The organism is Devosia sp. J20-27, assembly GCF_055808595.1.
In genome coordinates this window covers 1959832-1983217 of the sequence record NZ_CM147875.1, presented here as the reverse complement: position 1 = coordinate 1983217, position 23386 = coordinate 1959832, and the positions used below count along the sequence as shown (strand labels likewise).

Sequence of the window (23386 nt, the reverse complement as noted above, 5' to 3'; positions counted from 1 at the left end):
CTCAACTCGCGTCGACCGGTGCATAGGCAGCGGCGTCGACCTGCGACGGCCGCCCCGCGAGCGACAGTGCGCTGACGCGCGCCGCCGTCTCGGCGATGACCTTGCCGCGGCGTATGACGGTGAGGCGATTGGGCTTGAGGCGCAGGGCCTCGACGGGGTCGCGCGCCTGCAGGATGACCAGGTCGGCATTGCAGCCCTTGTCGAGCCCATAGCCATCGAGCCCCATGGCCCGTGCATTGCCATAGGTCACGATCTCGAAAATCTTCTGCTTGTCGGAAATCGAAGCCATCTGCGCCACGTGCGCAGCCATATGCGCCACTTCCAGCATGTCGCCGGAGCCCATCGAGTACCAAGGGTCCATGACGCAATCATGGCCGAAGGCGACATTGACCCCGGCGGCCAGCAGTTCGGGCACCCGCGTCATGCCGCGCCGCTTCGGGTAGCTGTCGTGCCGCCCTTGCAGCATGATGTTGATCAGCGGATTGGCGATGGCCTGCAGTTGCGCTTCAGCGATCAGCGGAATGAGCTTGGACACATAGTAGTTGTCCATGGAGTGCATCGACGTCAGGTGTGATCCGGCCACCCTGCCCTGCAGCCCGAAGCGGATGGTCTGCGCCGCCAGCGTCTCGATATGGCGGGACATCGGATCGTCGGTCTCGTCGCAATGCATGTCGACCGGCAGGCCGCGATCGGCGGCGATGCGACAGAGCGCCTCCACCGAGGCCGTGCCATCGGCCATTGTCCGCTCGAAATGCGGGATGCCGCCCACGACGTTGACACCCATATCGAGCGCCCGGTCGAGCGCGGAGACGCCCTCAGCGACGCGGTAGTAGCCATCCTGCGGGAAGGCGACGAGTTGCAGGTCGAGATAGGGTGCGACCCTCTCCTGCACTTCGAGCATCGCCTCGACGGTGACCAGCCGCGGATCGCTGGTATCGACATGACTGCGAATGGCGAGCAGCCCCTGCGACACGGCGAGATCGCAATAGCGCAGCGCGCGCTCGACCAGTGCCTCGCGAGTAAGAGTCGGTCGCAATTCGCCCCAGAGCGCAATGCCTTCGAGCAGCGTCCCCGACCGGTTCATGCGCGGCAGCCCGAGCGAGAGCGTCGCGTCGAGATGGAAATGCGGATCGACGAAGGGAGGCGATACCAGCCGGCCGGTGGCATCTATGGTGGCGCCTGCACTGCCTGCGATGCCGACGGCGACAGCGGCGATCTTGCCGCCAGCTATGCCGATATCAACGCCGGTCCGACCGTCCGGAAGATTGGCATTGCGGATGATGAGATCGAACATGGACGCCTCCTATGCAACGAGGGTCCATGTTGATGGGCGAGCCGCTCGAAGATCAAGCGGCTCGCGCGCGATCAGCCAAACATCAGGTGCCGGATCTGGGTGTAGTCGAGCAATGACTGCATCGAGAGATCCGAGCCGTAGCCGGAATTCTTCATGCCGCCATGCGGCATCTCGCTGGCCATCACGCCATGCGTGTTGATCCAGGTGACGCCATATTCGAGCGCATTGGCGACCTCGAGTGCACGCTCGGAGTTCCGCGTCCAGATCGATGAGCCAAGGCCGTACTCGGAGCTGTTCGCCCACTCGACGGCGGTGTCGAGCCCGTCGAACGGGGTGATGCTGAGCACCGGCCCGAACACTTCCTTCTGCACGATCTCGGCGTCGATCGGCGCCGCGACCAGCGTCGGCGGGAAGAAGAAGCCCTCCGCTTCGGCGGGCGCGCCCTGGATGACATCGGCGCCGCTCTGACGGGCGCGGTCGACAAAGCCGGCGACACGCTCCTGCTGGCGCGAACTCACCACCGGGCCGAACTCGACATCGTCGCGTTCAGGTCGGCCGTAGACAAGGCTCGAAACCATCGCCGACAGCCGGTCGGTCAGGTCTTGGGCGATACTGCGATCGGCAAAGATGCGGCAGGCGGCGGTGCAATCCTGTCCCGCATTGTAAAAGCTCGCTTCGCGCAAGGTGCCGACGAGCTTGTCGAGGTCGGCATCGGCCGCCACGATCACCGGCGCCTTGCCGCCCAGTTCGAGATGCGTGCGCTTGATGGTCGGACCGGCAGCCGCCTGCAGCACCACCCGGCCGGTGCGCACGTCGCCGGTGAGCGAAATCATCCGCACCAGATCGTGCGAGATCAGCGCCTGCCCGACATCGGGTCCGTTGCCGCAGACCACGTTGACCACGCCCGGCGGCAGCACTTCGGCGAAGATGGCGCTGAGAGCGATGAGGCTGAGCGGCGTGTATTCGGAGGGCTTGATGACCACGGCATTACCTGCGGCGATTGCCGGGGCGATCTTCCAGGCCGCCATCAACAGCGGATAGTTCCACGGGGCGATCTGCGCCACGACGCCGATCGGGTCGCGGCGCATCATGCTCGTGACCTTGTCCGACCGATAGTTCCCTGCCGACGTGGCCGGCATGTTGCGCACGGCGGTGCCGTAGAAACGGAAGACATCGACCACATTGGCGATCTCGCCGCCCCTGGCGTAGCGCAAGGGCTTGCCGACATTGCGGGATTCGATGGCGCCGAGCATATCGGCCTGCTCTTCGATCAGCGTGGCGATGCGCAGCAGGGCATTGCTGCGTTCCTTGGGCGTCTGACGCGACCAGCCCTTGTAGGCGGCATGCGCAGCGCGCACCGCCGCATCGACCTGCCCCAGGCTGGCCGAGGCAACTTCCGACAGCACGGTGCCCCGTGCCGGCTCGTAGGCCTTCTCCGGCGCGCCTTCGCCCACAACGAAGTCGCCGCCGATCAGCAGCCGGGTATCGAAGTCAGTCATACGGCAGGCTCCAGGGTTGGCGCTGGCGTACGGGTGGCACGTGCCACCTCGCCAACATAGTTCCAGAATTCAAGATCATGCGGCCGCAGATCGGGACGCCATTCGGGGTGCCACTGCACGGCAAAGACCGGAGCTGCGGTGCCCGAGGCCGCGACAGCCTCGATGACGCCGTCCGCACTCGTGGCATTGACGACCAGTCCGGGCGCGAGGCGATCGATCGCCTGAAAATGCACGCTGTTGACCTGCAGAAGCCCGCTGCCGTTGATGCGCTGCAGCACGCTGCCTGCAACGACCGTGGCGTCATGAGCATGGCCAAACGTCGTCTGCAGGCTCGCGTCGCCCGGCGCATGATGGGTCGGCGCAGCAGTCCCGCTATCGCGCAGGTCGCGCAACGAACCGCCAAGCGCCACATTGATCTCCTGCAGCCCGCGGCAGATGCCGATCACCGGCTTGCCGGCGGCAATCGCCGCGTGCACCAGCGCCGCGGCGAACCCGTCGCGACCGGCGTCGTAGGGCTGCCGGACGGCTACATCCGATCCGTAGAGCTCCGGCGCGATGTTGGAATTGCTGCCGGTAAGCAGGATCGCGTCGAGGCGATGCACCACTGCACGGGCGTTGGAGACGTCCTGGTTGCTGGGGACGATCATCGGCACGGCACGGGCGTAGCGCTCAACCGCCTCGAGGTAGCGATGCTTGACCGACTGGGCCGGTTCGCCCTCCACCTGCCGGCAACAGGCAATGACGCCGATGACTGGCGCTTTCTGATTCATATTGCTCCTGCGCTCCAACTCGGCCATGCCTTTGACTGCGGTGGCACGGCACCAATGCTAGGCTTGCCCACGTCAATAACAAAGGCCATTGATAGGCATGAGCGAAGAATCGTCTGATACCACCGATATCGTATCCTGGCTTGCCGATCACGAGCAGGTCGAAGTGCTGCACGTTGCCGTCTGCGACCTGAACGGCATCATGCGCGGCAAGCGCATCCCCATCGATCAGGCACGACGCATCGCCGATAACGGCATCCGCATGCCGCTGTCGATCGTCGGCGTCGACGTCTGGGGGGAAGATATCGTCGGCAATCCGATGGTGTTCTCGGGCGGCGACACGGATGGCATCTGCGCCCCGACCGGCCGCGGCGCGCTGCCCATCAACTGGACGGCACGCCCGAGTGCCATGGTGCCGCTCTGGCTGTTTGAGGAAGCCCGCACGCCGTTCCTCGGCGATCCGCGCCAGGCGCTGGCCAGCATCGTCAGACGGTACGCCGAAATCGGCCTGAAGCCTGTCGCGGCGACAGAGCTCGAATTCTACCTCGTCGATCCCGAAGGCGATTCCGCTGTCCCGCCGATCTCGCCCTATACCGGCAAGCGCCTCGACTCCGACGCCATCCTGTCGCTCGACGAGCTTGAGGATTTCGGCGAGTTCTTCCGTGACGTCTACCTGCAATGCGAGCAGCAGAACGTGCCGGCCGACACGGCCGTTGCCGAGAACGGCGTCGGTCAGTTCGAGATCAACCTGCTGCACACCGATGCCCTCAAGGCCGCCGACGATGCCGTCTTGTTCAAGCGCATCGTCAAGGGCGTGGCCCGCAAGCACAAGCTCGTCGCCACGTTCATGGCCAAGCCCTACGGCGCGCGTTCCGGCAACGGCTTCCACGTGCATTTTTCCATCAACGATGCCGCCGGCAACAACATCTTCGATGACGGCACCGATTCCGGCTCCGAGGTGATGCATCACGCCGTCGGCGGCCTGCTGGCCGGCATGGCTGAATTGACGCTGCTGTTTGCCCCGCACTTCAATTCCTACCGCCGGCTGCGTCCCGATACCCACGCTCCGAGTGCCGTGTCCTGGGGCTACGAAAACCGCACCACTGCGGTGCGCATTCCCGGCGGGAGTCCCAAGGCCCGCCGCATCGAGCATCGGGTGTCCGGCGCCGATGCCAACCCCTACCTGGTGATGGCCGGCATCCTCGGCGCCGCCCTCGTTGGCATCGAGGACGAGAAGAAGCCACCCAAGCCGTTTTCGGGACGCGCCTATTCGGAGCGTCTGCCCAAGCTGCCCGCCGACTGGGCCTCGGCCGTGAACGCGTTCGAGGATGGCGACATGATCCCGCGCATCTTCGACTCCAAGCTGCATTCGATGTTTGTCGCCTGCAAGCGACAGGAGATTGCCGGCTTTGCCTCGCAGGTGACCGACCTCGAGTTCAGCGCCTATCTGGAAATCGTCTGATGGCCACAACCAGCTATGCCGGCGACGGCTCCTATCCCCCCAGCTACTACGCCGCGTCGCGCAACATCACCCGTGTACCGGTCAGCCTTGATGGCGATGTCGAGGCCGATATCGTCGTTGTGGGCGCCGGCTATTCCGGCCTGTCCTCGGCTTTGCACCTAGCCGAGAACGGCTTCAAGGTCGTCGTCGTCGAGGGCGCGGCAGTCGGCTGGGGCGCCTCCGGCCGCAATGGCGGGCAGGTGGTCAACGGCCTCAATGCCAGCCTGGGCACCATCGAACGTCGCTACGGCGAACAGACCGCCCGCTTCGTCGGCGGACTGGTACAGGAAGGCGCCGGCATCATCCGCGACTGGGTGGCGCGCTACGACATCGATTGCGACCTCAAGCCCGGCAATATCTACGCGGCCTACACCGCCAAGCACATGGACGAACTGAAGGCCAAGCAGGCGTTGTGGCGTCGCTTCGGCATGGATGACCACGAGATCCTCGACAAGGCGGCCATCCGGCAGCACATCAACAGCGACGTCTATGTCGGCGGCATGATCGACCATTCGGGCGGACATATGCACCCGCTCAACCTGGTGCTGGGCGAAGCCAGGGCGTTCGAAGGCCTCGGCGGCGTCATCTACGAGCATTCGCCCGTCACTGCCGTGACGCAAGGCAGCGGCAATGCCGTCGTCACCACGGCAAAGGGCCGCGTCACGGCCAAGGCCGCCATCGTTTGCGGCAATGCCTATCTGGGCAACGTCGTGCCCGAACTGACGTCCCGGGTGATGCCGGTTTCCACACAGATGATGGCCACCGAACCGCTCGGTGAAGAACGCGCCCGCGCCCTCATTCCCACCGATGTCTGCGTCGAGGACGTCCGCTACATCCTCGACTACTTCCGGCTGAGTGCCGACCACCGCCTGATCTTCGGCGGCGGCGTCGTCTATGGCGGGACCGACCCGGCCGACGTGATTGCCAAGCTGCGACCGAACATGGACAAGGTCTTTCCGCAGCTGGCGGGCATCAAGATCGACTACGCCTGGAGCGGCAACTTTGCGCTGTCATTCTCGCGCGTGCCGCAGATGGGCAGACTCGGCAGCAATGTGTACTTCGCGCACGGCTATAGCGGCCATGGCGTCACCGGCTCGCATCTCTTCGGCCGCATCGTGTCCGAGGCTGTTCGCGGCGATCTGACCCGTTTCGACACCTTTGCCAGTCTGCCGTGGATCCCCTTCCCCGGCGGCCGCATGTTCCGCGCCCAGTACTCGACCCTCGGTTCCTGGTGGTATGCCCTCAAGGACCGGCTGGGTATCTGACGTTCAGTTCAACTGGCCGTGGTGCCGCAGCACCAGCCCGACGGCGCCCAGGCACGCACCATTGTCGGTGAACTGGCTGGCCCGGATGATCGTGCGGGTACCATCCGGAACGTCGGCGCGCTTGATCAGCGTGTGCCGCTCGAAACTCTCGATCAGGGGATCGAGCAGAATGTCGCCGGTCATGGCGAGGCGTCCGCTGACCACCACCAGCGGCGGATTGAGCATCGAGCCGATGATGCCCAGGCCATGGCCACCTGTGGTGCCGGCGTGCCGGACCAGTTCGCGGCAGAACGCGTCGCCGGCAATGGCCATCTCGGCCACCTCGGTGATGAGCAGCGGCCGTCCGAAATGCCGCCTCGCTTTGTCCAGCGGCTTGCGAAAGCTGGCATAGACCTCGATGCAGCCCCGGTTGCCGCAGCGGCAGAGCGGGCCATCGGGATCGATCATGACGTGACCGAATTCGCCGGCGCCGCCCGACATGCCGCGCATCACCCGACCGCCTGAAACGATGGCCCCGCCCACACCCAGGTCGAGCGTATAGACGACGAAGTCCTCGTGCCCGCGGGCCGCGCCCCAGGTCATCTCGGCAATGGCCGAGCAGTTGCTTTCGTTGTCGCAGAAGATGGGGGCGTCGGGGAACAGTTCGCCAAACCGCTCGCGCATGTCGACGCCGGCCCAGTTGGGCATGCCGCCGGCGCGCAGCATGCGACCGCTCAGCGGGTTGACGGGCCCGCCCACCGCGATGCCCACACCCAGCAGCCCGCGCCGCCGCCACCGCTCGCTTTCGGCGTTGATCATCTGCCGGACTTTTTCGACGCCCGCTTCGGGACTGTAATCGATCTCCAGCACCGCGGAACTGTCCGACAGCACATTGTGCGCCACGTCAGCGACGATGACCTGGATCTCGCTCACCCCGATCAGGATGCCGATGCAGGTACCGGCCTTGGGGTTGAGCGTCAGCGACGTCGCCGGCCGGCCAACCCCGCCAGCCGGGTCGGTACCGGCCTCCACGACGATGTCGGACTTGCGCAGTTCCGCCAGCGCTGTCGACACCGTCGACTTCGCCAGACCGGTCAGTCGCGAGATCTGCGCAGCGCTGAGGGCCCCCCGTTCGGTGAGGGCGCGCACGATCCGCCCGACAGGTGTGTCGAGCGAGCGATCGGCAAGTAGCGACTGCAACTCCGTTTTGTTCACATCGATCGCTCCAAAGCGCGTTGACAACCCGAAAATGTTCGCCGTAGAACTAATAGCAGCAATGCTCAGGAGGATGAGCACTGCAACACAAAAAGCGCAAGTGCCGACGATCGATCGCAGAGTTCGGGGTCAGCAGCAGCGCCAAGGGAGAGAACAATGACCTTCAAACTGAAGGCTGCAGTTGCTGCGGCCACGATGATGACGGCTGCCCTGCTTTCCGGCACGGCGATGGCCGAACCCAAGGTGCTGATGCTGCACCAGTGGGCCAGCGGCAACGACGCTGCCTCGATCGCCAAGCTCGGCGAAATGTTCGAAGCCAAGGGCGGCACCTGGGAACAGACCGCCATTGCCGGCCATACGGCAAACACGCTCGCCAAGCTCCGCGCCGACGTGGTGGCAGGCAATGCCCCGGCCGCCGTGCAGCTCAAGGGTCCGGAAATCGGCGAGTGGAATGCTACCGGCATGACCGCTGACATGGACGAGCTTGCTGCCGCCGAAGGCTGGGATGCCGTCGTTGCTCCCGAACTGCTGCCGGTGATGAAGCCCGATGGCAAGTGGCGCGCTGCCCCGATGAACATCCACCGCATCAACTGGATCTGGGGCAACAAGGCCGCCATGGAATCTGTTGGTGTGACCGAGCTGCCCAAGACCTGGGCCGACTTCAACGCGGCATGCGAAAAAGCCATTGCCGGCGGCAAGGTCTGCCTCGCCCACTTCAGCGCCGACTGGTCCGACGCCACCACGTTCGAAACCGTCGTCTACGGTCAGGATCTCGACCTCTACCGCAAGGCCTTCGTCGAAGGTGACGTGGACGCCCTGCGCTCGGAAGGCATGATCAAGGCCTTCGACCAGATGAAGCTCATGGTCTCCAAGTACATGGATCCGGCGATTGCCGGCCGTGACTACGACACCGGCGCCAACATGATGGCCAACGGCGATGCGCTGTTCTTCATCATGGGTGACTGGGAACTCGGTCGCCTCGTCTCGCTCGGCAAGGTCCCCGGTGAAGACATCCTGTGCGCCCAGTCGCCCAATGACTGGGGCAATGGCTTCATCCTCAACTCCGACTCGGTGGTGTTCTTCCAGCAGAAGGATCCCGACTTCGTCGAAGGCCAGAAGCTGCTCGCCTCCACCATCCTGAGCCCGGAATTCCAGACCGTGTTCAACATCTCGAAGGGCTCGATCCCGGCCCGTCTCGACGTCGATCTGTCGAACGGCTTCAACGGCTGCCAGGTGAAGTCGCAGGCCGACCTGAAGGCTTCGATCGAAGCTGACACCCTGGTGCGCTCGATGGCCCACAACATGACTGTGCTGCAGAAGTATCGCGGCGCCATGATGGACCTGATCACCGAGTTCGTGAACGCACCTGAGATGTCGTCCACCGACGCGGCCAATACCATGGCCGACGCCGTCGAAGCTCAGATGTAATCCAGAAGTCCGCAGGGTCCGGTCGTGGCACACGCCACGACCGGATTTTGCTCCGAGCGGAGGGGAAGCAGTTGGCTGTCGCCGGTCATTCCGACATCGCGGGTGGAACGACGCTGATGGAGCGCTTGAAAAAGTGGCTGCCCATCATCGTGATCGCCCCTTCGATTGTTGCGTCATTCGTCTACGTCTTCGTCTTTGCAGGCTGGACGTTCTATATCTCGCTCAGCGACTCTACGCTGCTGCCCACCTACGGCTTCAAGGGCCTGGACAACTACGCTTCGCTCTGGGCCAACCGCCGCTGGGGCGTGGCCTATTCCAACCTCTTCTACTTCTCGGCTTTCTACGTCACCTGCGCCATGGCCTTCGGCCTGATGCTGGCGATCCTGATCGACCAGAAGATCCGGGCCGAGTCGGTCTGGCGCACGATTTTCCTCTATCCGCTGGCGGTCAGCTTCATCGTCACCGGTACAGTCTGGCAATGGCTCTACAATCCCGCCAGCGGCATTCAGTTCATGGTCAATTCGCTCGGCTGGACCGACTTCAAGTTCGCCCTGACCACCGACCGGAACTACGCCATCTGGGCGATCATCATTACCGGCATCTGGGCGTCCGCGGGCTTTTCCATGGCGCTGTTCCTCGCCGGCCTGCGCTCGGTCGACCAGGACATCATCAAGGCCGCGCAGATCGACGGCGCCTCCTGGTTCCGCACCTACCGCAAGGTCGTGCTGCCATCGATCACACCGATCTTTCTCGCCGTGGCCGTGGTGCTGCTGCAGTTCGCCATCAAGACCTTCGACCTGGCCGTGGCCCTGACCAATTCGGGCCCGGGTATCTCGACCACCTTCCCGGCCACCTATGTCTACGACTTCATGTTCCAGCGCGGCGAAATCGGACAGGGCGCTGCGGCGGCCATGATGATCCTGGCCGCCCTCGCCGTGGTGCTCGTCCCCTACTCGCTCTATCTGGTCTGGCGTCGCCGCCGGGAGGCTGGTCATGGCTGATATCGCATATAACGCAAGCGCCACCGAGGATCGCGAAGCGGCCAATGCCCAGCGTCGGCGGCTGACCTCGCGGATCGTCATCTACGGCCTGCTCGGCCTGTTCTCGATCGTCTATGTCGTGCCGCTGCTGGTGGTGATCACCAACGCCTTCCGCTCGAACGCCGAAATCAGCGCCATGGGCCTGATCTCGCTGCCGCAGAGCTTCAGCTTCAGTGCCTGGCCGCAGGCCTGGAGCGACTTCTGCATCGGCGGCCAGTGCGACGGCGTGGCCCGCTATTTCTGGAACTCGGTGGGCATGGTCGTTCCCGCCACCATCATCTCGACCATGCTGGGAGCCATCAACGGCTACGTGCTGTCCAAGTGGAAATTCCCCGGCTCCGAGATCGTCTTCGGCTGTATGCTGCTGGGCGTGTTCATGCCCGGCCAGATCGCCCTGCTGCCGTGGGCCTTCCTGCTCGGCCAGCTGGGACTCTCCAACTCGGTCTACGGCCTTATCCTCGTGCATTGCATCCAGGGCCTGTCGTTCACCACCCTGTTCTTCCGCAATTACTACGTCGGCATCCCCGACGACCTGATCAAGGCGGCCCGCATCGACGGAGCCGGCTTCTGGCGCATCTTCTTCCGCATCATCGTGCCGCTGTCGCCCCCGATCATCATCGTGACGGTCATCTGGCAGTTCACCGGCATCTGGAACGAGTACCTGTTCGGCGTCGTGCTCAACTCGGGCTCCAACCAGCCGATCACGGCCGCTCTGGTCGCTCTGTCGATGAGCGGTACCACGGTGCGCACCTATGACGTGATGAGCGCTGCCGTGCTGATCGCCGCCCTCCCGCCGCTGCTCGTCTACTTTTTCGGCGGCAAATATTTCGTCCGGGGTCTCACCCAGGGCGCCATCAAGTAATCCGGAGCATATCAATGGCATCCCTCACCATCCGCAGCGCCCGGAAGAACTACGGCGCCGTCGAGGTCCTCAAGGGCGTCGATCTCGAGGCCGGTTCGGGCGAGTTCATCGCGCTGGTCGGACCGTCAGGTTGCGGCAAGTCCACCCTGCTGGCCATGATTGCCGGGCTCGAGAGCGTCACCGGCGGCGAGATCTGGATCGGCGACCGCATCGTCAACTCGGTGGCGCCAAAGGACCGTGACATCGCCATGGTGTTCCAGTCCTATGCGCTCTACCCCACCATGACGGTGCGCGAGAACATGGCCTTCGGCATGGAGAGCCGTGGCGTCCCCAAGGACGAGCAGAAGGCTGCTATTGCACGCGTGGCCGCGCTTCTGCAGATCGAGCCGCTGCTGCACAGGAAGCCCGGCCAGCTCTCGGGCGGCCAGCGCCAGCGTGTCGCCATGGGGCGTGCCCTCGTGCGCGACCCCAAGCTGTTCCTGTTCGACGAGCCGCTCTCCAACCTTGATGCCAAGCTGCGCGTCGACATGCGCACCGAAATCAAGAAGCTGCACCAGCGCGTCGGCAAGACCACAGTCTATGTCACGCATGACCAGATCGAAGCCATGACGCTGGCCTCGCGTATTGCGGTCATGCATCAGGGCAGCGTGCAGCAGTTCGACGAGCCGGACGTGATCTACAACCAGCCGGCAAATCTCTTCGTCGCCGGGTTCATGGGCTCGCCGTCGATGAACTTCATCCCGGCCGACATCACTTCTGTCGAGGGCAAACCGACGGTCGTCTTCCCGCTGCAGGGTGGCGTCAACGCCTCACTGCCGCTGCATGGCGCTCATATCGCGCGCGCCAAGCCGGGCAAGGTCATCCTCGGCATTCGCCCCGAGCATCTCAACCGCAAGGGCGTTGCCGACCGTCCGGGCACGGCTTTCCTCGATGCCCCGGTGGAAGTCGTCGAGCCGACCGGCGCCGAGACCATGGCTGTCCTCAAGTTCGGAGACAATGAGGTCGTCGGCCGCTTTTCTCCCGATACCGCCCCCAAGACCGGCGAGAACATGCCGCTCTCGGTGGATATGTCCCGCGCCTGTCTCTTTGACCCGCAGACCGAACGTCTGATCTAGGATTTTCTGAAATTTCTACTTTTGCGACTTATCCCAGCCTTGCCGGCCGTGTTGTTTTCGTCTCCGGCGGCGCCACGGGAATCGGTTCAGACATGGTCCGGGCCTTCGCTGCCAACGCGGCGAAAGTGGCCTTCATCGACATCCAGGACGCCGACGGCGCGGCTCTAGCCGAAGAGACCGGCGCGCTCTTCATCCATTGCGACGTGACCGATATCCCGGCTCTCAAGGCCTCGATCCAGACGGCGAGCCAGCAGCTCGGCCCGATCGGGGTGCTGGTCAACAATGCCGCCAATGACGATCGCCACCGCGCCGACGAGGTCACCGAAGAATACTGGGACCGTAACCAGGACATCAATCTCAAGCATCAGTTCTTCGCCGCACAGGCGGTGCGGCCGCAGATGCGCGAGCTGGGCGGCGGCTCGATCATCAACTTCTCGTCCATCGCCTGGCGTGGCGGCGGTGACTCGTTTCCATCCTACGCCACGGCCAAGGCGGCAGTGCTCGGCCTGACCCGTGCCCTCGGTCGCGACTTCGGCGCCGACTTCATCCGCGTCAATGCAATCGAACCCGGCGCGGTGGTCACCCCGCGGCAGATCCGTCTGTGGTACAAGAGTGAGGAAGCCGTTGAATCGGTGACTGCACGCCAGTCGCTGAAACGGCGCCTGCTGGGCGACGAGATCGCCCGGACCGCACTCTTCCTCGCTTCCGACGACAGCCGGATGATCACCAAGCAGGCTATCCGGGTCGACGGCGGCCTCATTTGACATGACGACACCAACCGAAAGGGCGGCGACCATATGAAACTCACGACCGGGCTCAACCCCTATGGCCTCACCTACTATCTCGGCCTGCAGGCCATGGGCACGCCACGTGCCAATCCATCGGGCGGCGCAGGGCTCGAGGGCTTCATCGCGCTGACGCAGGAACTCGGCGGCAAGGCCATCGAGCTCTGGGAGGGCTGGTTCAAGGAGATGTCCGACGACGAACTGGCCGCCCTCAAGGCCCGGCTCGACGGGCTGGGCTGGAAGCGGGTGCTGAGTTCGGGCCTGCAGCATTGCGACATGGACCTGCTGCTCCGTTGCGCCAAGGCGCTGGATGCGACCTATGTCCGCCTGGCGATGACGCCGATCCTTTGCGGCGACCGCGCCGCTGCCGGCCAGAAATGGTACGAGCTGCAGGCCAGCGTGCGGGACAAGCTCGGGCAATATGCACCGATGGCCGAGGCGGCCGGCGTCGTCCTGCTGATCGAGAACCATCAGGATTTCACCAGTCACGAACTGGTCGGTTTCTGCGACGAATTCGGTCCTTCAGTGCGGATTGTCTTCGACATGGCCAACACCTTTCCGGTGGCGGAGTCGCCGCTCGATTTCACCCGGGTGGTGGCGCCCTATGTCCGGCATTGCCACGCCAAGGACTATCGCGTGCAGTTCACCGATGATGGCTTCCGTCTCTGCCGCTGCCCGTCGGGCGATGGCGCCGTGCCGTTCAAGGAAATGTTCGAGATCCTGGGCGAGCACAACGAAGAGATGACGGCATGTATCGAGATCGGCGCGCTGGAAGCCCGGCACGTCAAATTGCTAACTCCCGAATGGTGGCACGGCTATGCGCCCAAGCCCGCCGAGGAGCTCGCCGCCTGTCTGCTGGCCGCCCAGCGCAACAGGTTCGCCGAGGGCGAAGACTGGCGCACGCCTTGGGAGCGCAACGCCGATGAAGAACTCGTGGAATACGAACTTGGGCAGTACCGGCGTTCCGCCGCGAACCTCAAGTCGCTTGGTTTGATGTAATTAGTGGAGGCCGTTTTGGCTAAAGATCTTTCCGGAAAAATCGCATTCGTCTCCGGCTCCGGCCGTGGCCTTGGGAACGTCATGGCACGCAAGCTTGCGGCCAAGGGCGCCGACGTCATCGTTCATGACCTCGCCTGGGACGCGACAGGCAAATATGGCGAGGCCTCCAATCTCGGCGACGTCATCAAACAGATCGAAGGTCTGGGTGTGCGTTCCATGGGCGTCACCGGCAATATCGGCGACCGTGATGCCGTGGCCAAGATGCGCGAAGAAATCGAGGGCAAGTTCGGCCAGGTCGACATCCTGGTGAACTGCGCCGGCGGCGATATCGGTGCCTCGGGCAACAAGCCCGAGCCCAACAATATCCTCGGCATCACCTACGAAGACCTGATGACGCTGACCAACAACAACCTGATCGGCACCATGCTGATGACGCAGGCCTTCGTGCCGCAGATGGTCGAACGCCAGAGCGGCATCGTCGTCAACATTGCCTCGGTCGCGGCCCATATCGGCGTCAGCCATGGCGGCATCTACGCGACCCTCAAGGCCGCGGTCACCCACTACACCCGTTGCCTCGCCGATGAAGTGCGCGAGTTCGGTGTGCGCGTGAATGCCGTCAGCCCCGGCCCCGCCAAGACCGCCCGCTTCCAGGCGACGCGAACAGTTGATCCGGACAAGATGAACTCCAACAAGGCCTCGTTCAACCGCTACGCCGAGCCCGAGGAAATCGCCGATGGCGTGGTCTTCCTCTGTTCGCCGGAAGCACGGTTCATCCATGGTCAGCTCCTCCGCGTCGACGGCGGCCTGCAGCTCTACGCCGGCTGAGCCGGACCAGACGGTCTGAACGCCAAAACGTCCGGGGCTCCCCCGGACGTTTTGCTTTCCGGGAGAGAAAGTGCAGAACCGGCGCGTTCAGGCTTGTGCAGGACGCCTGCGTCCCGCACTGTCCCGACCGGCTTGTTTCCCGAGGCAATATGTTCGAACGCGACTATCTGAGCCCCGGCCGATCCGCCGCCATCGGCGAGAACGGCATGGCGGCGACGTCCCACCCGCTGGCGACACTGGCAGCGATCAATATACTCCGTGCCGGCGGCAACGCCATGGATGCGGCGCTGGCCGCGGTCGCGGTGCAGTGCGTCGTCGAGCCGGCCATGACCGGTATCGGTGGCGACTGCTTTGCGATTGTTGCTCCCAATGGCAAGTCGCCGCGCGCTTTCAACGGCTCCGGCTGGGCGCCCGCAGGCGGCTCGACCGATGCGCTCCGCGCCTCCGGTCTGACGACCATTCCGGAGGACTCGCCGCATGCCGTCACCGTGCCGGGAGCCGTCGACGCCTGGTGCCAGCTGGCTGAGGCCTACGGCACCCAGGACCTCGGCAAGCTGCTGCAGCCGGCCATTGCCATCGCGGCGAACGGCTTCCGGGTCACCGGCCGCGTTGCTCGCGACTGGGCTCAGTTCCAGGCGCGGGTACGCAAGCATGCTCCCGCCGCCGCACAGTTCCTCCCCGGTGACGCGCCACCCAGAACCGGTGATCTGTTTCGCAATCCGGCGCTGGCCGAAACTCTTGGCGCCATCGCTCGCAGCGGCCGCAAGGCCTTCTACGAGGGGGCGGTGGCCGACGAAATAGTGGCAACGCTGCGCGAGCTCGGCGGCACCCATGTGGCCGACGACTTCGCCGTCTACAAGGGTTCTCATACCGATCCAATTGCAGCCCGCTTCCATGGTCACGACGTGCTGGAATGCCCACCCAACGGCCAGGGCCTCGCTGCCCTGATCATTGCCCGCATCCTCGACGGCTTCGACCTCACCGATGGCGCCATCAGCGAGGCCGATCGCGTGCACCTGCTCGCCGAGGCGAGCAAGGCTGCCTACAAGGTGCGTGACCTGCTGATTGCCGATCCGACGCACATGACGCGAAGCGTCGACGACATTCTCGGCGATGATTTCATCGCTTCGCTCCGCGCCCCGATCAGCCTCGAGCGCGCACTGCCCGAAACGACTTGGGACGGCCCGATCCATCGCGACACCGTCTATCTCACCGTCGTCGATCGGGACCGCAACTGCGTCTCGCTGATCAACTCGATCTTTGCCAGCTTCGGCAGCGGTATCTACGCTCCCAGATCAGGTGTGCTGCTGCAGAACCGCGGCAGCGGATTTTCGCTGACTGCCAGGCACCCCAACGAACTGGCGCCGCGCAAGCGCCCGTTGCACACCATCATCCCCGGACTGCTGATGCAGGACGGTGTGCCGGTCATGCCGTTTGGCGTCATGGGCGGGCAGTTCCAGGCCGTCGGCCATGCCCACTTCCTGACCCATGTGCTCGACCGTGGCTACGACCCGCAGCGCGCCAATGAAGCGCCGCGCAGCTTTGCCTTTGGCGGCAAGCTGACGCTGGAGCCGGGCTTTGGCGAGGCAGTGCGTGCCGACCTCGAAGGGCGCGGCCATCGCACAACCTGGAGCGCCGATCCGATCGGCGGTTGCCAGGCCATCTATATCGATCATGCGCGCGGCGTCCTTATCGGTGGCTCGGACCATCGCAAGGATGGTCTGGCGCTCGGCTACTGAGGACAACGTGGATATCATCACGCAATACGCCCCGTGGGTTCTGGGCATGGCGGTCACCGGCGTGCTGGCGGGTTTCGTCGCCGGCCTGCTTGGCGTCGGCGGCGGCATCATCATCGTGCCGGTGCTCGACCTGGTACTCGGCTCGTTTGGAGTCGATCCGTCGATCCGCATGAAGATCGCCGTGGCCACATCGCTGGCCACCATCATCCTGACGTCGATCAGTTCGGCGCGCTCGCACTACAAGAAGGGCGCCATCGACTTCGACATCCTCAAGACCTGGGGACCGCTGATCTTTGCCGGCGTCATCATCGGCACGCTGATCGCCGGATCGGTCGATGGACGCGTGCTCTCGCTGGTCTTTGCAATCGTCGCGCTGCTGGTTGCCGCCAACATGATCTTCCGCGCCAATGCCCATGCCTTGATGGATCGCTTTCCCAATCTGGCGGTGAAGGGCGGCCTGGGGCTTCTCGTCGGCATCATCTCGGCCATGATGGGCATCGGCGGCGGTACCCTCAGCGTCCCCATCCTGACGGCCTTCGGCACCGATATCCGCAGGGCCGTCGCGACCGGCGCGGCCATCGGCTTCGTCATCGCCATCCCCGCCACCATTGGCTATGTCATCGCCGGCTGGAACGCCGACGGCCTGCCACCCGGGTCGCTGGGCTATGTGAACCTGCTCGCCTTCATCTGCATCGTGCCGCTCTCCATGCTGGCGGCGCCTTGGGGTGCGAGGACCGCGCACAGCATCGACCGCAAGTACCTCGCCTACGGCTTCGGCTTCTTCCTCATCGCTACGTCCATCAAGATGTTCTGGAGTTTGTTGGGCTAGCGGAGAAGTGGCAGTCGGGTCCCCTCCCCCTTGAGGGGAGGGAAGGTCGACTGATAGTTCAGCGCCCCACCCTTACCGCCCCACCCCATCCACCAGCCTTGCGGCCAGCTTCAGATCGGCCTCGAAACGCTCCAGTTCGACGGCAGCCATGTCGCGATCCGGCAGCCGCAGCAGATAGGACGGGTGCACCGTCACCACCAGCATGGCGCCGTCCTCGAGTTCGATCGGCGCGCCGCGCAGCGAGGAGATGGTGGCGGCCCTGCCCAGCACGCCCCGAACTGCGGTGGCACCCATCGCCACGATCACTTTGGGACGGACGTGGCTGCGCTCCAGATCGAGCCAGAACCGACAGGCCTCGATCTCGCCGGCGTCTGGCTTGTTGTGGATGCGCCGCTTGCCGCGCGGGGTGAACTTGAAATGTTTGACTGCATTGGTGACGTAGACCTCGCGGCGGGCAAAGCCGATCTTCTTCATGGCCCGGTCGAACACCTGTCCGGCAGGACCGACGAACGGCCTTCCCGAAAGATCTTCCTGATCGCCCGGCTGTTCGCCGACAATCATGACTGCGGCATGGGCCGGACCCTCGCCGAAGACGGTCTGGGTGGCGTGCTCGTGCAGTGGACAACGGGTGCAGGCCTGCGCTGCGGCGCGGGCATCCTCGAGCGAGTTGATTTGGGAGGCGGCATCGACATCGGCACCCTGCCGCTCGGTCTGCCGCAGGTGACGGGCCGGCGGCTGACTGGCCATGCGCTCGATCATCTCACCCTCCCGGTCGCGTGCGGTGCGGATCAGTTCGGGAATGAGTTCGGCCTCAGGCAGGTTGCGCCAGTACTTGACCGGCATTTCCGACTTCATCATCGAGACCTTGAGCCGCGCCGGATTGAAGATGGACGCGAAATAGGTACGCCAGACGTCCTCCAGCGCATCGTCGGCCGGCACGTCAGCCCGGCTGCCGCCCGGACCGAAGGCGAGCGTCTGACCGTCCCAAAAGGCGCTGCTATAGGGCGTGACGATGGCCCAGTTCATGCCGGTAAACCGTCGGGCAAAGAACGGCGCAGCGCGCTCCAGCACATAATGCTCGGGTTCGAACCAGGCGGCGAACCGCTCCCGTCCACCCTCGGGCGCGAGGCTCCGGAAGCGGATAAAGGCCTTCATCTTGTGCGTATCGCGCCGCACCGCCGACGCCCGGCGTTCCAGCCGGCCGATGTCGGGATCAGACCGCTGTTCCATGAGGTGCCGGTCCTTCTGCAGCCGCCACAGCACGCGGTAGAGCAGCGCGAAGCGGTCCGGGTCGCTGTGGCAGATGACGGCCTCGGCCAGTTCGACAAACGCCCGCGGCACCGTACCCACCGCCCGCCCCGTCGGCTCGGGTGTCTCGTCGTCGGCTGCAAACAGGTCATATGCCGCGCCGGGGTCTGCCCAGGTGACCGCCTCGGGCGGGGTGCCAGAAAGCAGCAAGCTGCGCGCCGCAGTGCGCCACTCGTCGAAATCATTGCGCGACCTGAGGTGAATCGCAGGCATCAGAAGAGGCTGAGCTGCGTCGGTGGAGGCGTCAGCCTGGCGCGAAGGTGCTGGTCGTCGAGCGTCTTGCCCGGGGTCCAGTCCGCTGCACAGATGAACGGCCGCACCTTGTCGATCGAGGCGGCGAGCCGCGCCACATCATCAAGCCGCAACCGGTGGTGCCGCCGCGTTGCGATGATGCGGTCCACGCCACGCACCCCCAGCCCCGGAATGCGCAACAGCAAGTGCCGACTGGCGCGGTTGACGTCGACCGGGAACTGCTCGCGGTGCCGGATGGCCCAGGCAAGCTTGGGGTCGAGTGCCAGATCGAGCTGTCCGTCGGTGCCTCCCGAGACGATTTCGGCGACGTCAAACTGGTAGAAGCGGATCAGCCAGTCGGCCTGATAGAGCCGGTGTTCACGCAGCAGTGGCGGCGGCGCCAGGGGCAGCTTCGAACTGGCATCCGGGATCGGCGAGAAGGCCGAGTAGTAGACCCGCTTGAGACCGTAGCCGGCATAGAGCGCGGCGCTGCGATTGAGAACAATGGCATCTGTCGCCGCATCCGCACCGACAATCATCTGGGTCGACTGGCCGGCCGGCGCGATCCGGCTGGGCCGGCGCTTGCCATTCGCCAGCTTCCCGTCGGGGCGGCTCTCTTCACGGCGTGACGTGATATGGGCCATGGCAGTACGAATTTCGCTAGGCTTTTTCTCCGGCGCCAATGCGCCGAGCGACATGTCGGTCGGCAGTTCGATATTAGTGGACAGCCGGTCCGCATACCGGCCCGCTTCGGCTAGCAGATCCGGCGAGGCGTTGGGAATGACCTTGAGGTGGATATAGGCGCGAAAGCCGTGCACCTCCCTGAGCGTCCGCGCCACCCGCACCATTTCTTCCATGGTGTAGTCAGGCGACCGGATGATGCCTGAGGAGAGAAACAGTCCCTCGATATAGTTGCGCTTGTAGAAGTCGAGCGTCAGCCCCACCACCTCTTCCACTGCAAAGCGGGCCCGCGGCACGTTGGAAGACGAGCGGTTTACGCAATAGGCGCAGTCATAGACGCAGAAATTGGTCAGCAGTATCTTGAGCAGCGAGATGCAGCGTCCGTCGGGCGCGTAGGAATGGCAGATACCGGAGCCCTCGGTAGAGCCGATGCCGCCTGATTCGAGACTGTTGCGTTTCTCCGTCCCCGAGGAGGCGCAGGAGGCATCGTATTTGGCGGCGTCCGACAGGATCGCGAGTTTACGTTTGAGGCTGAGCTGGACCATTTGTTCGCTTTCTGTTCTCACAATAGCGTCGGCTCCGCCAATGTCAGCTAACAAATGTTGGCCTCCCGATAATCGTGACTGGTCAGAGATCCAGCGCGAGCCGCGCGCGTGGTTCGTGATTGGCGAACAATCTGTCGGGCACTGCACTCTGCCCTATGTCCTGTCGATGCCCTATGTTGGGGCACGCAATTCATGGAGGCCGACATGGCACTCGAACTCAAGGGCATTCACCACCTGACGGCGATCACCGCCAAGGCGAAGGAGAACCTCGCCTTCTACACGCAGACGCTCGGCATGCGGCTGATCAAGAAGACGGTCAACCAGGACGACACCTCGGCCTACCATCTGTTCTACGGCGATGGCATCGCTTCTCCCGGCGCCGACCTGACGTTCTTCGACTGGCCGACGACGCCGGAACGCCGCGGCACGCATGCAATCAGCCGCACCGGGCTGCGGGTCGGATCGGAAGACGATCTCGACTGGTGGAAGCAGCATCTGGCCAAGTCGGGCGTCACGTCGAGCAATATCAAGGAGCGCGCCGGACATGCGTCGCTCGACTTCGAGGATTTCGAGGGCCAGCGCTTTCGTCTGGTCGCCGACCCTGCAGTCGGCGCCAGGCATCCATGGGAACAAAGCCCCGTCCCCGCCGACCGGCAGATCGTTGGTCTGGGTCCGATCACCCTGTCGGTGCCGGACCTTGCCCGGACGGCCGCGGTGCTCGAGAAGGTGATGAACATGCGCGAGGTGCGCACCTATCCCGCCCGTGAAAAGCATGGCGCCATCCACGTCTTCGAAATGGGGGCTGGCGGCGCCGCAGCCGAACTGCATGTGGAAGTAAACCCCGACTTGCCGGCGGCCCGGCAGGGCGCCGGCGGCGTCCACCACGTCGCCTTCCGCACACCGGACAAGCAGGAATTCGACGAGTGGGTCAAGCGCGTCGGCACGTTCGGCGTGCCCTCGAGCGGCGAGGTCGAGCGCTACTATTTCACCTCGCTCTATTTCCGCGAGCCCAACGGCATCCTCTTTGAAATCGCCACCGATGGCCCTGGCTTTGCCGTCGACGAACCTCTCGAAACCCTGGGCGAACGCCTGGCCCTGCCGCCCTTCCTTGAAGGCAAGCGGGCACAGATCGAAGCAGGGCTGAAGCCACTCAAGTAAGCTTCAAATGCGCGGCAACTGCATGGTGGGGATCTACTGTCCGCCTCTTGCTCCACTTGGGCAATCTGCGTAGATTCCCCGAGCCCGGGGGCGGGACCTAAGGTGAAACAGTTTGAGGATAGCAAAATGTCCAAATCCAGATCCCCTGGCTCGCGCCGGCTCGTGATCGCCCTGGCAGGTCTGTTGACCGCTGGTGCTGTTGCTGCAGCAACCGTCGCAACAACCAATGCCAATGACATCGTCAGTGGCGTCGATCACTTCGTGACCTGCTTCGACTTCATGATCAACGATCAGGCCAGTCACAAGCGCAACTGCCAGCCCAATCGCGTCAGCGTGGAGTTCAAGTCGCTCTCGACCCCGGTGACGGGTCCGGCGGCGGTCGTGACGCCGTCAAGCTATACGCCTCCCAGCTAGAGCAAGACGATACCCGGCTACCGGATGCAATCAGCCCGGATACCGACATATGCGCAACCCGCCGAACTCACACGGCGGGTTGTCTTCATTTGTTGTGTGCTGCTTTGCGGCATCACTTTGCGTTTGGCAGCCTATCTCGTCAGCCACCCAGGCAGCACACTCTCCGCCTTCATCTATGCTCACTGTGTCTGGGACTGCGCATCCTATTCCAGCATCATCGAGCGCGGTTACGACCCGGAGATAGGCCTCTATGGTCAGCCGGCGCGCTCTAACTGGGCTTTCTTTCCGCTCTACCCTCTCCTGGCCTCGGTTCCCGTCAGGCTGTTCGGCCTGTCTCCCGCAGCGGCCGGCTTTCTGGTGTCAAACGCGCTCATCGGTGCGGCAGCGTTTCTGGCGCGCGGCTTTTTTCACTCAAAGACGGCCTACGGCTTTTTCGTAGTTACCCTTTTGATCGGGCCGTTCTCGGTCTTGTTTTCGTCCCTCTACACCGAAAGTCTCTTCATCCTGCTGACCGTGCTCGCCCTGCGGGCCTTGCGCCGGTCGAGCTATCTGCAAGCGGGAATATGGGTGGCCCTGTTATCGGCCACGCGGGTGACTGGCGTACTGATGGTTTTCGGCATGCTGGCGCAGGTGATCAGCGAGCATCGGGGATCAGGCGGCAGCTGGTCTGCCCTGCCCCGCCGAATTCTTGGTGACAGCAGACTTGTCCTTGCCTTCCTGATCGCCCCGCTTGGCCTCTTCGCCTACATGGCCTTTCTGTACGTCCACACCGGCGATGCCTTGGCCTTCTCACATATCCAGCGCAGTTGGGGGCGCGGTTTCGACCTGCCTTTGGCGGCCATCGGAAACGCCTTCGCGGGCGGCTGGCGGCTTGAGTACAATTCCTTGCTGCAGCAGAGCTGGGCCATTGCTGGCATCATTGGCCTGGCATTGAGCGCCATCCTCGCCGTGCGCGGGCGTTATGCCGAGGCGGTGTTCTGCGCGCTCTGCCTGCTGGTCTCCCTGAGCAGCGGCATCGGCTCGATGGTCCGGTTCACGGCCGGCCTGGTGCCGCTGGGGATGATCGCCTCCGAGCTGCTGACAAGGTGGCGGTGGCTGGCCTGGACAGCGCTCGCAGCTGCAATCGCTCTCGACGCCATCATTTCCATCGGCTGGTTCAACAAGTCCATGTTCGTGATGTGATGCAGGTCTGGCGTCTCATCCTGATCGGCCTCATCGCTGCCTTCGAGGTCGGCGTCCTGGTGCTCATCTTCAACCCCGATGTCTCCGATCGCTATCGCGCGTTCTTCATTGATCGGACCACCGATTGCTGGCCGGAGACCGTAAGCGGCGAAATCACGCCGGGAGAGCCAGTTTCGTTCCTCATGACCGACGTCGAGGAGACGGACGCAGAAGTGGAGAGCGCGGCCAGCAATCTGCTGGTCTGTGGCTGGTTGCCTGCTGACGAGAACGGCACCTGGTCCGAAGGCCCGGAATCGCGCCTGCTGCTGCAATTGCCGGCAGAAGCGAGCGGGGACGTGGAGCTCAAGCTCGAGCTGTTGCCCTTTACCGCACCGGACCACCCGCTTCAGCGGGTCAGGATTCTGGCCAACGATGTCGAAGCCGCCGATCTCGAGCTGACGGAGGCCTCTCCCGCTACTCTGACCCTCGCCATCCCGGAAACCGCTATCGGGAGCGACGGTCGCCTGGAGCTGGCCTTCATGATGTCGGACGTCGTGTCGCTTCGCGACCTCGGTCTGTCGCCGGACCGCCGCAAGCTGGGCATCCGGCTGCTCTCACTTGCACTGCATCTGGAAAACCAGGCGAGCGCGGACCCATGGCGATGGGTCCGCGCCCAAGGAGGACGCCAGCGGGGGGCGGGTTAAGGTGACGACCTCCTTTGCTGTGGAGGAGTGGCACTGAACGAC

The 23386-nt window shown here is 64.2% G+C and carries 21 protein-coding genes; 15 read left to right on the top strand and 6 right to left on the bottom strand.

Annotated elements, in window-relative coordinates; translation table 11 throughout:
* Position 1: 1 nt before the first annotated feature.
* From AC0L4C_RS09720 to AC0L4C_RS09710, 3 genes are all read right to left on the bottom strand, one after another.
* Positions 2–1294: an amidohydrolase family protein gene (locus AC0L4C_RS09720; protein WP_473399332.1), complete on the bottom strand. Its 1293-nt coding sequence runs from the start codon at positions 1292–1294 to the stop codon at positions 2–4.
* A 71-nt stretch (positions 1295–1365) separates the two neighbouring features.
* Positions 1366–2793: an aminobutyraldehyde dehydrogenase gene (locus AC0L4C_RS09715; RefSeq protein WP_473399331.1), complete on the bottom strand. Its 1428-nt coding sequence runs from the start codon at positions 2791–2793 to the stop codon at positions 1366–1368.
* Positions 2790–3563, bottom strand: coding sequence for a gamma-glutamyl-gamma-aminobutyrate hydrolase family protein (locus AC0L4C_RS09710; RefSeq protein WP_473399330.1), 774 nt, complete (start codon positions 3561–3563; stop codon positions 2790–2792). The genes AC0L4C_RS09715 and AC0L4C_RS09710 overlap by 4 nt, the downstream gene beginning before the upstream one ends.
* A 97-nt stretch (positions 3564–3660) precedes the next feature.
* Here AC0L4C_RS09710 and AC0L4C_RS09705 point away from each other — a divergent pair, with 97 nt between their 5' ends.
* Entirely contained in the window at positions 3661–5022 is a 1362-nt protein-coding gene (locus AC0L4C_RS09705; protein WP_473399329.1) for a glutamine synthetase family protein, read from the top strand.
* On the top strand, positions 5022–6326 hold the full coding sequence (locus AC0L4C_RS09700) for an NAD(P)/FAD-dependent oxidoreductase (RefSeq protein ID WP_473403429.1): 1305 nt from the start codon (positions 5022–5024) through the stop codon (positions 6324–6326). Before AC0L4C_RS09705 ends, AC0L4C_RS09700 begins: the two co-directional genes overlap by 1 nt.
* 3 nt (positions 6327–6329) lie before the next feature.
* Here the strand turns inward: AC0L4C_RS09700 and AC0L4C_RS09695 are convergent, their stop codons facing one another.
* The gene (locus AC0L4C_RS09695; RefSeq protein WP_473403428.1) at positions 6330–7520 is read right to left on the bottom strand and encodes an ROK family transcriptional regulator; all 1191 of its coding nucleotides are present in this window, start codon (positions 7518–7520) and stop codon (positions 6330–6332) included.
* 156 nt (positions 7521–7676) lie between these two features.
* Here AC0L4C_RS09695 and AC0L4C_RS09690 point away from each other — a divergent pair, with 156 nt between their 5' ends.
* From AC0L4C_RS09690 to AC0L4C_RS09650, 9 genes are all read left to right on the top strand, one after another.
* Positions 7677–8948: an ABC transporter substrate-binding protein gene (locus AC0L4C_RS09690; protein WP_473403427.1), complete on the top strand. Its 1272-nt coding sequence runs from the start codon at positions 7677–7679 to the stop codon at positions 8946–8948.
* Positions 8949–9064: 116 nt separating this feature from the next.
* On the top strand, positions 9065–9949 hold the full coding sequence (locus AC0L4C_RS09685; RefSeq protein WP_473403491.1) for a carbohydrate ABC transporter permease: 885 nt from the start codon (positions 9065–9067) through the stop codon (positions 9947–9949).
* Positions 9942–10850 carry a carbohydrate ABC transporter permease gene (locus AC0L4C_RS09680; RefSeq protein ID WP_473403426.1) on the top strand — a complete coding sequence of 303 codons (909 nt, stop codon included), beginning with the start codon at positions 9942–9944 and terminating at the stop codon, positions 10848–10850. The genes AC0L4C_RS09685 and AC0L4C_RS09680 overlap by 8 nt, the downstream gene beginning before the upstream one ends.
* Before the next feature lie 14 nt (positions 10851–10864).
* Entirely contained in the window at positions 10865–11965 is a 1101-nt protein-coding gene (locus AC0L4C_RS09675; protein ID WP_473403425.1) for an ABC transporter ATP-binding protein, read from the top strand.
* An 11-nt stretch (positions 11966–11976) separates the two neighbouring features.
* Entirely contained in the window at positions 11977–12729 is a 753-nt protein-coding gene (locus AC0L4C_RS09670) for an SDR family NAD(P)-dependent oxidoreductase (RefSeq protein ID WP_473403490.1), read from the top strand.
* Positions 12730–12762: 33 nt separating this feature from the next.
* Positions 12763–13749, top strand: coding sequence for a sugar phosphate isomerase/epimerase family protein (locus tag AC0L4C_RS09665; RefSeq protein WP_473403424.1), 987 nt, complete (start codon positions 12763–12765; stop codon positions 13747–13749).
* Positions 13750–13752: 3 nt separating this feature from the next.
* Positions 13753–14574, top strand: a complete 822-nt coding sequence (locus tag AC0L4C_RS09660) for an SDR family NAD(P)-dependent oxidoreductase (protein ID WP_473403423.1) — start codon at positions 13753–13755, stop codon at positions 14572–14574.
* 149 nt (positions 14575–14723) lie between these two features.
* Positions 14724–16313: a gamma-glutamyltransferase family protein gene (locus tag AC0L4C_RS09655; protein ID WP_473403422.1), complete on the top strand. Its 1590-nt coding sequence runs from the start codon at positions 14724–14726 to the stop codon at positions 16311–16313.
* Positions 16314–16320: 7 nt separating this feature from the next.
* Complete coding sequence (locus AC0L4C_RS09650) at positions 16321–17142, top strand: sulfite exporter TauE/SafE family protein (protein WP_473403421.1); 822 nt, start codon at positions 16321–16323, stop codon at positions 17140–17142.
* 72 nt (positions 17143–17214) lie between these two features.
* Here the strand turns inward: AC0L4C_RS09650 and AC0L4C_RS09645 are convergent, their stop codons facing one another.
* Both AC0L4C_RS09645 and AC0L4C_RS09640 read right to left on the bottom strand, forming a co-directional pair.
* Positions 17215–18663 (bottom strand): UdgX family uracil-DNA binding protein, encoded by a 1449-nt coding sequence (locus AC0L4C_RS09645; RefSeq protein WP_473403420.1) that lies wholly within the window; start codon positions 18661–18663, stop codon positions 17215–17217.
* Positions 18663–19907 (bottom strand): putative DNA modification/repair radical SAM protein, encoded by a 1245-nt coding sequence (locus AC0L4C_RS09640; RefSeq protein ID WP_473403419.1) that lies wholly within the window; start codon positions 19905–19907, stop codon positions 18663–18665. Before AC0L4C_RS09640 ends, AC0L4C_RS09645 begins: the two co-directional genes overlap by 1 nt.
* Positions 19908–20111: 204 nt before the next feature.
* Between AC0L4C_RS09640 and AC0L4C_RS09635 the strand changes: the two genes are divergently transcribed.
* The 4 genes from AC0L4C_RS09635 (at position 20112) to AC0L4C_RS09620 (ending at position 23344) form a co-directional block, all read left to right on the top strand.
* Complete coding sequence (locus AC0L4C_RS09635) at positions 20112–21065, top strand: ring-cleaving dioxygenase (protein ID WP_473403418.1); 954 nt, start codon at positions 20112–20114, stop codon at positions 21063–21065.
* A 126-nt stretch (positions 21066–21191) separates the two neighbouring features.
* Complete coding sequence (locus tag AC0L4C_RS09630) at positions 21192–21479, top strand: hypothetical protein (protein ID WP_473403417.1); 288 nt, start codon at positions 21192–21194, stop codon at positions 21477–21479.
* A 24-nt stretch (positions 21480–21503) separates the two neighbouring features.
* Positions 21504–22661: a hypothetical protein gene (locus tag AC0L4C_RS09625; protein ID WP_473403416.1), complete on the top strand. Its 1158-nt coding sequence runs from the start codon at positions 21504–21506 to the stop codon at positions 22659–22661.
* Positions 22658–23344 (top strand): hypothetical protein, encoded by a 687-nt coding sequence (locus AC0L4C_RS09620; RefSeq protein ID WP_473403415.1) that lies wholly within the window; start codon positions 22658–22660, stop codon positions 23342–23344. Before AC0L4C_RS09625 ends, AC0L4C_RS09620 begins: the two co-directional genes overlap by 4 nt.
* The last annotated feature ends 42 nt before the right edge of the window (positions 23345–23386 follow it).